The following is a 9,365-nucleotide window of genomic DNA, read 5'->3' as shown; positions in this document are numbered from 1 at the left end:
GGCGACAGGCCCAGCCACAGCAGCTGGGCCGGGCGCTGGGGCCGCAGCGGGGCTTGGGGATCGGGCGTGGCGCGCTGGCCCGTGGCGAGCAACTGAGCCGCCAGCGTGTCGAGCTCGGCCGCGGGCAGGCCCAGCAGCTCGAACAGGCGTGCCAGGCTGGCCCGCGTCGGCTCCGAAATCCGCTCGCCCTCGATCAGGTTGGCGAGGTTGATGCGCGCCTGCAGGTCCGAGATCTGGCCCGAGAGAAAGGCGTCTAGCTCGATGTCGCCGGCGTCGCGGTCGGCCGCCAGGAAGCTCGACAGGCGCGCCTCGCGCAGCGGCACGGCCCAGGGCTCGGCCAGGTGGTCGGCGCCGCCGGCGCGCGCGTCCTCGCGCAGGATCAGGCGTGCCCAGTCCAGCGCGCCATTGAGGATCCAGCCGGCCTGCGCGCGCTCGCGCTCGGCGGCCTCGACCTCCACGCTGCGCCACTGCTGCCACAGGGCGGCGGCCGCCAGCGTGGCCACCAGGGTGACGGTGAGCATGGCCGTGAGCAGGGCGGCGCCCCGCTGCCTTTTCATGACCTGCCTCCGCCCACGGTGGGGCTCGCCCAGTCCAGTGTCAGCTGGCCGTGGACGGCTTGGCCGGGGGGCAGGGTCAGCACCAGGCGAACGCCATCGGGCAGGCTGCTGGTGGTGCTGCCGTCGCTGGACAGCGGGTGGGTCCAGGCGTCGCCGCGGAAATAGAAGATCTGCCAGTCGGCCAGCGGCAGCAGGCTGACCTGGCGTGCCAGGTCCTCGGCCTGGGCCCAGGCCTGGGCGCTGCTCCAGGCCTGCTGCCAGGCCTCCTGGCTGCGCAGCGCGGGCGACTGCCAGCGCTGCCACTGACCGCCCGACACGTCGACGCGCCGGGTCCAGGCCACCACGCGCAGGCCATCGCCCAGGCTGGCGCCGCGCCGCGTCAGGCGCAGCACGCGACCGTCCCAGTCGAGCGCGCTCGGCGCGTTCCCGGAGGCCAGCGCGTCCAGGTCGGCCCGCCATTGCGCGAGGCTGGCCTGCAGCACCAGCAGCTCGTCGGCGCGCTGCCGCGTCTGGGCCTCGGCGCGTGCCATGCCGTCCAGCCCGCGCCAGCTCAGGATGGCCAGCAGCGCCATCACGGCCAGCGCCACCAGCAACTCGATCAGGGTGAAGCCGCGCGGGCGGCGAGCTGATCGGTTCATGATCAGAATCGCCCGATGACGGTGGAAAGGCGCAGCACCGGTGTGGCGCCGTCGCTGACCTGGGCGTCCACGCGCCGGAAGCTGGGGTTGGGCGTGGGGCGCACCGTCAGCGTCAGCTGCAGGCTGCGGCCGGCCTGCTCGCAGTCCAGCGTGCCGTCGCCCACGCCGGGCATCTGGCGCGCCAGGCGCAGCTTGGCCAGCTCGTTCTCGGCGCACAACTGGGCCAGCAGCAGGTCCGACTGGCGCTGGGCGTTGCGACTCAGCGCGGCCGTGGCCTGCAGGCCGGCGGTGAGGGCGATGGCGACGATACCCAGCGCCACCAGCACCTCGATCAGCGTGAAGCCCGCGCCGCGTTGCCGGGCCGTGAGCGAGCGTGTCCTGGCTCTCATGGTGGTAGTTCCTGCGGCTGGGCGGCGAAGGGCCGCAGCCCGTCGGTGGCGACGCGCCAGGCCGGGCCCGGCGTCCCCTCGCGCTGCAGCAGCACGGCCTGCGGGCCGATCAGCGGCTCGGGGCCGAGCACGATGCGCGCGGGGCCCTGGACCCGGGTGCCGGTGCCCAGCCAGTGGTCCGGCAGCGTGCCGGGCGGCAGGCCCTCGAAGGCGAAGCCCCCGGCCGTCGCCTGCCAGTGCACTGCCGCGCCGCTGGCGCGCGAGCGGGCCCGCGCCGCTTCGAACAGCGCCGCCAGCCGGTCGGCCTCGCGCTCCAGGCCCACCTGCGCGCTGTCGCGCAGCGCCAGGCTCACGCCCGCCGTGCCGAGCGCGATGATGGCCACGACCACCAGCAGCTCGAGCAGCGTGAAGCCCTTGTCCTTCAAATCACTGCCAGCTGCCGATGTCCGCATTCTTGCCCTCGCCGCCGGGCTGGCCGTCGGCGCCGAAGGACATCACGTCGATCTCGCCCTTCACGCCGGGGTTGAGGAATTGGTAGGGGCGGCCCCAGGGGTCGTTCGGCAGCTTGTCGAGGTAGGGCTTCCAGTTCGGCGGCACGGGCACCGTGGTGGGCTTGACGATCAGCGCCTGCAGGCCCTGCTCGGTCGAAGGGAAGCGCTGGTTGTCGAGCTTGTAGAGCTTGAGCGCCTGCATGAGGTTGTTGACGTCGGTGCGTGCGGCCGTGACGCGCGCGTCGTCGGCGCGGTCCAGCACATTGGGCACGATCAGGGCGGCCAGCACGCCGATGATCACCAGCACCACCATGAGCTCGATCAGGGTGAAGCCGTGGAGACGACGGCGCGCGCGGGAAAGCAGTTGGGGCATGGTGGTCGGAGGGGCTGTGAACGCTTCCATGATAATCGCCGCATGGCGACTCTTTCTCCAAGGCGGCTGGGCGTGCCGGCGCTCACTGCGCTGGTCTGGGCGCTGGCCGCGGCCAGCGCCTTGTACTGGGGGCTGCGCATCCGCGGCGAGGCCTCCGGCGGCCAGGCGCCCGCGCCGGTGGCCGCGCCGGCCGAGATGCAGCCCGATCCGCGGGCGGTCGCCCGGGCGCTCGGTGTCGAGGGCGAAGGCGCCGCCGCGCCGCCGGCCAGCGTCGCCAGCCGCTTTGCCCTGCAAGGCGTGGTGGCCTCGCCCTCCGGGGGCGGCTCGGCGCTGATCGCGGTGGACGGACAGCCTGCGCGCCCTTACCGCGTCGGCAGCGCCGTGGGCGAGGGATGGGTGCTGCGCTCGGTCGCGGCCCGGCAGGCGGTGCTGGCCGCCGAGGGTGGCGCCGCGGTCACGCTGGAGCTGCCGCCGCTCAAGCCCTAGCCGGCTCAGACGAGATCGCCGTGCTGGGTCTCGCCCAGCGCGGGGCTGCGCGGCGCTGGCGGCACCTGCTGCGCGCGCTGCAATTCGTCGTTGATGCGCCAGTAGGTGCCTGCCACCTCGAAGCCATGCCGGGCCTGAGCCTGCTGCGCGATCAGCGCCTCGACCTGGTTCAGCTGCGATGAGTCCTCCACGATCTCGGGGGAGAGGTCCACCATGACCAGGAAGCGCCGACCCCGCGTGTCGGCCGACAGCACCTTGAACTTGTAGTGCGAGGAGAGGATGCCGGCGCGCACCATGGCCTCGCGCACGATGGGGTAGAGCAGTTCGCGCTGCGCCACCCGGTCGGCCTTGCGCGTGTCGGCGGGCTGGATCGCCGGCTGCCTGACGGTCGGGGGCTGGGGCTGCGGCTGGGGAGCCGGCTTGGGGTTCAACCAGTTGAGCAGTGACATGGGCGGTGTGTCGATCAAAAGGCCGTTGACGCATGGGGGCCGCAAACGGGCCTTCATTCAGTGTATCGGCGGCCCGCGCTCCCACGGCCGGGTCGCGCCGGGCAATGTGTTGCCATTTGTGAGTGCCTGCCCGCGTTCAGCGGGGCTGCAGGTCGGTCGCGGGCAGGCAGCGCCACTGGCCATAGCCTGGCGCGTCCGGTGGCCACTGGTCGGCGCGCTCGGGGCAGGCGATGCCGCTTGCGAGCAGGCCGGCCGCGCGGATCACGCCGGCATGCGTGATCCAGCCCAGGGCCTGGCCTTCCAGTCGGGCCGCCCGGGCCTCGTCCCAGGCGGCGCCGACCCGGCGCATGAAGGTCTGCACCGACTCGCCGCCGCCGGGGCGATGCTGCGCGAAGTCGGCGCTCCAGGCCGCCAGCGCCGCGGCGCCCAGCGCCTCCCAGCGCTGCCCCTCCCAGGCGCCAAAGTCCATTTCGGCCAGGCGCGGGTCGGTGGTGCAGGCGAGGTCGGGCCGCAGCGCCGTCAGGGCCCCAGCCAGCTGCTGGCAGCGTTGGCGCGGCGAGCAGCGCAGCGCCAGGCCGGGCGGCAGGGCACCGGCCAGCCGCTCGGCGGCGCGCCGCGTGTCCTGCGGCTCGGCCGGGACGTCCAGCGCGCCATAGCAGACGCCGGGCGCGACCAGGGGCCGGGCGTGGCGTATCAGCCACAGCGTCATCGCAGCCAAGGCCCGAGCGCGAGCAGGGCACCGGCGTAGAACGCGATTTCGCAGACCTGCTGCGCGGCGCCCAGACCGTCGCCGGTGTAGCCCTGCAGCCGCCGCGCCAGCAGCCGGCCGATGACCGCCAGGCCCAGGGCGCTGGCGGCGCTGGCCACCAGCGCGAAGTCCAGGCCCTGCGACCAGGCGGCCAGGGCCAGCGGCGGCAGGCACCAGGCCAGCGCGGCCGCGAGCGCGCCGCCGCTGATCTGGTCGGCCAGCGGCTTGCTCTTGGAGCTGCCGCTGTCGCCCACATGGTCCAGGCCGCGCACCAGCAGCAGAGGCAGGCCGCGCGACAGCGCGTGCGCGCCGAGCAGGGCGCTGAGGGCCGCGGCCAGTCCCTGCGCGCCCAGCGCCGCAAGCAGCGCGAGCTTGGCCAGCAGGGCCAGCACCAGGGCCATGGCGCCGAAGGCGCCCAGGCGCGAGTCCTTCATGATCTCGAGCGCGCGCTGGCGGTCCCCGCTGCCGCCCAGGCCGTCGGCAAGGTCGGCCAGGCCGTCCTCGTGAAAGCCCCCGGTCAGCAGCACGCTGGCGACGGTGCTGGCCACGGCGGCGGCCAGCAGCGTGAAGGGACCGGGGGGAAAGCCCAGGACCACCAGGGCGTAGACCGCGCCGGCCACCGCGCCGACCAGCCAGCCCACGGCGGGGAAATGCGCCGCGCTGGCCCTCAGCATGGCCGGGCTGTAGCCCACCCAGTCGGCCAGCCGCCCGGTCACCGGCACGCGCGTGAAGAACTGCAGGGCCAGCAGCAGGTGGCGCACGAAGGCCATCGGGTGAACAGGCCCTAGCTCTGCAGGAACATGCGGTACACCGGGTTCTGCGTTTCCTCGACCCAGGGATAGCCCAGGGTGTCGAGGAAGCGCGCGAACGCCTTGTCGTCGGCCTTGGGCACTTGCAGGCCGACCAGGATGCGGCCGTAGTCGGCGCCCTGGTTGCGGTAGTGGAACAGGCTGATGTTCCAGTTCGGCCGCATCAGGCTGAGGAACTTGAGCAGGGCGCCGGGGCGCTCGGGGAACACGAAGCGCAGCAGGCGCTCGTCCTGCGCCAGGGCCGAGTGGCCGCCCACCATGTGGCGGATATGCTCCTTGGCCAGCTCGTCGTGCGTGAGGTCCAGCGCCGCGAAGCCATGGCGGCCGAAATTGGCCGCGATCTTCGTGCTCTCGCCCTTGGCGTGGGTGGTCAGGCCGACGAACACATGGGCCTTGGCGGCATCGCTGATGCGGTAGTTGAACTCGGTCACGTTGCGCGGGCCGCCCGGCAGGCTGCCTATGGCCTCGCAAAAGCGCCGGAAGCTGCCGCGCTCCTCGGGAATGGTCACGGCGAACAGCGCCTCGCGCTCCTCGCCGACCTCGGCGCGCTCGGCGACGAAGCGCAGGCGGTCGAAGTTCATGTTGGCGCCGCACAGGATGGCGGCGTAGGTCTCGCCCTTGGTCTTGTGCTGGGCCACGTACTGCTTGATCGCGGCCACCGCCAGGGCGCCGGCCGGCTCGACGATGCTGCGCGTGTCGACGAACACGTCCTTGATGGCGGCGCAGACCGAGTCGGTGTCGACCGTGATGTAGTCGTCGACCAGGCCGCGCGCCACGCGGAAGGTCTCCTCGCCGACCAGCTTGACCGCCGTACCGTCGGAGAACAGGCCCACGTCGGTCAGGGTCACGCGCTTTTTCGCGGCCACCGACTGGAGCATGGCGTCCGAGTCGTTCATCTGCACGCCTATCACCTTGACCTCGGGGCGCACTGCCTTGATGTAGTTGGCCACACCGGCGATCAGGCCGCCGCCGCCAATGGCCACGAACACCGCGTGCAGCGGCCCCTGGTGCTGGCGCAGGATTTCCATGGCGATCGTGCCCTGGCCGGCGATCACCTCGGGGTCGTCGAAGGGGTGGACGAAGGTCAGGCCTTCCTTCGCCTGCAATTGCAGCGAATGGTTGTAGGCGTCGGAGTAGCTGTCGCCATGCAGCACCACCTCGCCGCCCAGCGCCTTGACGGCGTCGATCTTGAGCTGGGGCGTGGTCACCGGCATCACCACCACGGCGCGCGTGCCGAGCTTGTGCGCGCCCAGGGCCACGCCCTGGGCATGGTTGCCGGCCGAGGCGCAGATCACGCCGCGCTGCAGCTGCTCGGGCGTGAGGTGGGCCATCTTGTTGTAGGCGCCGCGCAGCTTGAAGCTGAACACCGGCTGCTGGTCCTCGCGCTTGAGCAGCACCTTGTTGTGCAGGCGCCGGCTCAGGCTGCGCGCCGGCTCCAGGGCGGACTCCACCGCCACGTCGTAGACCCGGGCGGTCAGGATCTTCTTCAGGTAGTCGGCGGGTTTGAGATGGGCGGTGGTCTTCTTGGCTGGCGCTGGCTTCATGGTTATCCCTCTGTCCGCATCATAGAGGACGGGAATCAGGCCATGGCCCCAAGAAAAAAGCCCCGAACCTTGCGATTCGGGGCTGAATCCACCTTTTTCAGAGGGGTGGAGGAGACAACTTGCGCATGCGCTTTGCATGCATGGCCTCTAGTGTAGCGATAATTTGCTGCAATGCAACACCGTCTTGCGTCCTGGCAGTGTCAAATTGCGACAAAAACGGCATGTATTAGCGGAATTTATTGATTTCAAGTCAGCTTAATTCAACCAATCGAGGAATCAGGCATGGAATGCACAGTCAGCTGGACCGGCGCCACGGGCGCGCGCTCGGGCATGGGCTTTATCGCGGAAACGGGCAGCGGCCATGTGCTGGCCATGGATGGCGCCCCGGACGCCGCCAAGCCGGAGAACGGCGGCCAGAACCTGGCGCCGCGCCCCATGGAGACGGTGCTGGCCGGCACCGGCGGCTGCACCGCCTACGACGTGGTGCTGATCCTCAAGCGCGGGCGGCATGACGTGCGCGGCTGCTCGGTCAAGCTGACCAGCGAGCGCGCCGAGACCGACCCCAAGGTGTTCACCAAGATCCACATGCATTTCACCGTGAGCGGCCGCGGCATCCCCGTTGCCGCGGTGGAGCGCGCGATCGCGATGAGCCACGACAAATACTGCTCGGCCAGCGTCATGCTGGCCAAGACAGCCGAGATCACGACCAGCTTCGACCTGCTCGAAGTCTGAACGTCTATACGTAGTGCGCCGTGGCCGTCATCACCCTGGCCGCGGCGCGCATCAGGCCCCGCACCGGGGCCGGCAGGGGCGCGCCGCCCGCCTGCAGGGCCTGGTCCGCATGGCGCGCCTCGTCGTCCTTCATCTGTGCCACGATGGCGCGCGAGGCATGGTCGCCCTCGGGCAGCCGCTCCATGTGGCTGGCCAGGTGGGCCTCGACCTGGCGCTCGGTCTCGACCACGAAGCCCAGGCTGAGCCGGTCGCCACCGAGACGGCCGGCCGCCAGGCCGATCGCGAAGGCGCCTGAGTACCACAGCGGGTTGAGCCGCGAGGGCCGGTCGCCCAGTTCGGCCAGCCGGGCCTCGGTCCAGGCCAGGTGGTCGGTCTCGTCGCGCGCAGCGGCCTCGAAATGCTGGCGCAGCGCGGCATCGCGCGTGACCAGGGCTTGCGAGGCATAGAGCGCCTGGGCGCAGACCTCGCCCACATGGTTGACGCGCATCAGGGCGCCGGACTCGCGGCGCTCGGCGGGCGTCAGCGCGCCGGCCTCGGCGGGCACCGTGGGGCAGGGCCGCGCGGCGCGCGGGGTGGCGAACAGGGTGCGCAGCGCGCTGTCGGCGGCGGTGATCAGACGGTCCATGCAAAGCTCCGGGCTGGCCTCGCGGGGCAGCCAAGCATCGGATTTTGCCATCTGGAACCGAGTCGGGGGGCTGTGGCGCATGCCCCACGCCGCATTGGACATCTGTTGCATGCATGCAACGAAAACCGGGCTGTAGTACGAAAAACCGCCGCGCAAGCTTGGCGCCCGGCTGGGGCGTCTGGTGCAATAGCGTCAACTTCCCAAAAGGAGGTTGGCCCGGGGAACCGGCGGGAACATCCGATGAACCCCTCGCACCGGCGCCCTATGTTTAACCTTGGAGAAACTTGTAATGAAAAAATCTCTGATTGCCCTGGCTGTGCTGGCTGCTTCCGGCGCCGCGATGGCTCAATCGTCCGTGACCCTGTCGGGCAACATCAACCTGGGCGTGGTGAAGAACAGCGGCTCCAGCGCCAAGCTCGACGCCGCCAACGGCGCCACCCAGATCAAGTTCGCCGGTACGGAAGACCTGGGCGGCGGCCTGAAGGCCACCTTCGCGCTGGCCCAGCGTCTGAGCCCCGAGTCGGGCGGCAACGACGGCACGCTGAACCAGCGCCCCACCTTCCAGGGTGAGTCGACCGTCGGCCTGGCCGGCAACTTCGGCGCCGTCAAGCTCGGCCGCCAGCTGACCGCCCTGCAAGGCCCGGTCAACGCCACCGACCCCTGGGGCACCTGGACCGTTGGCTCCACCGCCAACCTGGCCTCCGGCTACAGCACCGATCCCCGTCAGGCTGACGGTGCCGGCGCCGGCCGTACCGATGCCATCACCTACGCCAGCCCCAGCTTCGCCGGCTTCTCGGTTGCGGCCAGCCTGGGTCTGAAGAACTCTGCCGGCAGTGTCACCAGCACCAGCGTTGTCAACACCGCCGACGCCGGCAGCACGACTGACCCTGTCATCACCACGACCACGGCTGGTTCGACCCAGGCCAAGAACCTGGGCAGCATCTGGCTGACCTACGCCAACGGCCCCGTCATGATCGGTGGCGGCTTCGAGCAGAACCGTCGTGACGACGAGGTCGGTGCGATCCTCGGCACCTACGACTTCGGCATCGTCAAGCTGGGCGCCGGCTACAGCCAGGTCGACACGGTCGCCATCGCTGGCGAGAAGCGCAAGAACTGGAACCTGATGGCCAGCGCGCCGTTCGGTCAGTTCACGGTCAAGGCCGGCTACAACAACAGCAAGGCCGAAGGCACCGAGCTGAAGACCACCAAGTACGGTATCGGTGGCGAGTACGCCCTGTCCAAGCGCACCTACCTGTACACGACCTTCGGCCGCAGCAAGACCGACGGCGCTACCGCCGTCAAGGGCTTCGACATCGGCATGAACCACGCCTTCTGATTTTGCGGACGGGCTTGTCCCGTCCTGAAATCGATGGATTCAAAACCCCGCTGCTTGCAGCGGGGTTTTTTTCGTGGTGCGCCCGGCAGGGCGCACCCACTCGGAGGTGAAAGTCCTCTACTCGCCCGGCAAGGGGAAGAGTTAGCCGAAGGCAAGGGTTTCGCGGGCGACTGCGAGTCTGAAGGAAG

Annotated in this window: 13 protein-coding genes; 3 read left to right on the top strand and 10 right to left on the bottom strand. The window is 70.6% G+C overall.

What is annotated here, in order from left to right:
- The 5 genes from gspK to gspG form a co-directional block, all read right to left on the bottom strand.
- Nucleotides 1–557, bottom strand: a 557-nt coding sequence (gene gspK / locus FFS10_RS21995; protein ID WP_137896736.1) for a type II secretion system minor pseudopilin GspK, incomplete at its 3' end; no start/stop codon positions are given.
- A complete protein-coding gene (locus FFS10_RS21990) occupies nucleotides 554–1,195 on the bottom strand; it encodes a PulJ/GspJ family protein (protein ID WP_137896735.1) in 642 nt (213 codons plus the stop codon). The genes FFS10_RS21990 and gspK, both read right to left, overlap by 4 nt.
- 2 nt (nucleotides 1,196–1,197) lie before the next feature.
- Entirely contained in the window at nucleotides 1,198–1,584 is a 387-nt protein-coding gene (gene gspI, locus FFS10_RS21985; protein ID WP_137896734.1) for a type II secretion system minor pseudopilin GspI, read from the bottom strand.
- Nucleotides 1,581–2,036, bottom strand: a complete 456-nt coding sequence (locus FFS10_RS21980; protein ID WP_137896733.1) for a pilus assembly FimT family protein — start codon at nucleotides 2,034–2,036, stop codon at nucleotides 1,581–1,583. Before FFS10_RS21980 ends, gspI begins: the two co-directional genes overlap by 4 nt.
- The gene (gene gspG, locus FFS10_RS21975) at nucleotides 2,011–2,478 is read right to left on the bottom strand and encodes a type II secretion system major pseudopilin GspG (RefSeq protein ID WP_137896732.1); all 468 of its coding nucleotides are present in this window, start codon (nucleotides 2,476–2,478) and stop codon (nucleotides 2,011–2,013) included. The genes FFS10_RS21980 and gspG overlap by 26 nt, the downstream gene beginning before the upstream one ends.
- 12 nt (nucleotides 2,479–2,490) lie before the next feature.
- On the opposite strand from gspG, the gene FFS10_RS21970 reads away from it, so the two are divergent.
- The gene (locus FFS10_RS21970; RefSeq protein WP_137896731.1) at nucleotides 2,491–2,934 is read left to right on the top strand and encodes a type II secretion system protein N; all 444 of its coding nucleotides are present in this window, start codon (nucleotides 2,491–2,493) and stop codon (nucleotides 2,932–2,934) included.
- A 5-nt stretch (nucleotides 2,935–2,939) separates the two neighbouring features.
- Here the strand turns inward: FFS10_RS21970 and FFS10_RS21965 are convergent, their stop codons facing one another.
- The 4 genes from FFS10_RS21965 to ilvA form a co-directional block, all read right to left on the bottom strand.
- Nucleotides 2,940–3,383 (bottom strand): hypothetical protein, encoded by a 444-nt coding sequence (locus FFS10_RS21965; RefSeq protein ID WP_137896730.1) that lies wholly within the window; start codon nucleotides 3,381–3,383, stop codon nucleotides 2,940–2,942.
- Nucleotides 3,384–3,519: 136 nt separating this feature from the next.
- Nucleotides 3,520–4,092: a histidine phosphatase family protein gene (locus FFS10_RS21960; protein ID WP_137896729.1), complete on the bottom strand. Its 573-nt coding sequence runs from the start codon at nucleotides 4,090–4,092 to the stop codon at nucleotides 3,520–3,522.
- The gene (locus FFS10_RS21955) at nucleotides 4,089–4,901 is read right to left on the bottom strand and encodes an adenosylcobinamide-GDP ribazoletransferase (RefSeq protein ID WP_137896728.1); all 813 of its coding nucleotides are present in this window, start codon (nucleotides 4,899–4,901) and stop codon (nucleotides 4,089–4,091) included. The genes FFS10_RS21960 and FFS10_RS21955 overlap by 4 nt, the downstream gene beginning before the upstream one ends.
- A gap of 14 nt (nucleotides 4,902–4,915) precedes the next feature.
- Nucleotides 4,916–6,484 carry a threonine ammonia-lyase, biosynthetic gene (ilvA, locus tag FFS10_RS21950; RefSeq protein WP_137896727.1) on the bottom strand — a complete coding sequence of 523 codons (1,569 nt, stop codon included), beginning with the start codon at nucleotides 6,482–6,484 and terminating at the stop codon, nucleotides 4,916–4,918.
- A 282-nt stretch (nucleotides 6,485–6,766) separates the two neighbouring features.
- On the opposite strand from ilvA, the gene FFS10_RS21945 reads away from it, so the two are divergent.
- Nucleotides 6,767–7,216, top strand: coding sequence for an OsmC family protein (locus FFS10_RS21945; protein ID WP_137896726.1), 450 nt, complete (start codon nucleotides 6,767–6,769; stop codon nucleotides 7,214–7,216).
- A gap of 4 nt (nucleotides 7,217–7,220) precedes the next feature.
- Here the strand turns inward: FFS10_RS21945 and coq7 are convergent, their stop codons facing one another.
- The gene (gene coq7, locus FFS10_RS21940) at nucleotides 7,221–7,841 is read right to left on the bottom strand and encodes a 2-polyprenyl-3-methyl-6-methoxy-1,4-benzoquinone monooxygenase (protein WP_137896725.1); all 621 of its coding nucleotides are present in this window, start codon (nucleotides 7,839–7,841) and stop codon (nucleotides 7,221–7,223) included.
- Between the two features lie 289 nt (nucleotides 7,842–8,130).
- Here coq7 and FFS10_RS21935 point away from each other — a divergent pair, with 289 nt between their 5' ends.
- Nucleotides 8,131–9,177 (top strand): porin, encoded by a 1,047-nt coding sequence (locus tag FFS10_RS21935; RefSeq protein WP_137896724.1) that lies wholly within the window; start codon nucleotides 8,131–8,133, stop codon nucleotides 9,175–9,177.
- The last annotated feature ends 188 nt before the right edge of the window (nucleotides 9,178–9,365 follow it).

The sequence above is a fragment of the Ramlibacter sp. 2FC genome, assembly GCF_005503345.1.
In the GTDB taxonomy this organism is placed as follows: Bacteria; Pseudomonadota; Gammaproteobacteria; order Burkholderiales; family Burkholderiaceae_C; genus SCMQ01.
Note: the sequence above shows the minus strand (reverse complement) of the source record. Positions and strands in the feature narration are given on the sequence as shown.

Coding starts and splice junctions, on each gene's coding strand:
- FFS10_RS21990 (WP_137896735.1), bottom strand. CDS start 1,195: ATGAACCGATCAGCTCGCCGCCCGCGCGGCTTCACCCTGATCGAGTTG.
- gspI (WP_137896734.1), bottom strand. CDS start 1,584: ATGAGAGCCAGGACACGCTCGCTCACGGCCCGGCAACGCGGCGCGGGC.
- FFS10_RS21980 (WP_137896733.1), bottom strand. CDS start 2,036: ATGCGGACATCGGCAGCTGGCAGTGATTTGAAGGACAAGGGCTTCACG.
- gspG (WP_137896732.1), bottom strand. CDS start 2,478: ATGGAAGCGTTCACAGCCCCTCCGACCACCATGCCCCAACTGCTTTCC.
- FFS10_RS21970 (WP_137896731.1), top strand. CDS start 2,491: ATGGCGACTCTTTCTCCAAGGCGGCTGGGCGTGCCGGCGCTCACTGCG.
- FFS10_RS21965 (WP_137896730.1), bottom strand. CDS start 3,383: ATGTCACTGCTCAACTGGTTGAACCCCAAGCCGGCTCCCCAGCCGCAG.
- FFS10_RS21960 (WP_137896729.1), bottom strand. CDS start 4,092: ATGACGCTGTGGCTGATACGCCACGCCCGGCCCCTGGTCGCGCCCGGC.
- FFS10_RS21955 (WP_137896728.1), bottom strand. CDS start 4,901: ATGGCCTTCGTGCGCCACCTGCTGCTGGCCCTGCAGTTCTTCACGCGC.
- ilvA (WP_137896727.1), bottom strand. CDS start 6,484: ATGAAGCCAGCGCCAGCCAAGAAGACCACCGCCCATCTCAAACCCGCC.
- FFS10_RS21945 (WP_137896726.1), top strand. CDS start 6,767: ATGGAATGCACAGTCAGCTGGACCGGCGCCACGGGCGCGCGCTCGGGC.
- coq7 (WP_137896725.1), bottom strand. CDS start 7,841: ATGGACCGTCTGATCACCGCCGCCGACAGCGCGCTGCGCACCCTGTTC.
- FFS10_RS21935 (WP_137896724.1), top strand. CDS start 8,131: ATGAAAAAATCTCTGATTGCCCTGGCTGTGCTGGCTGCTTCCGGCGCC.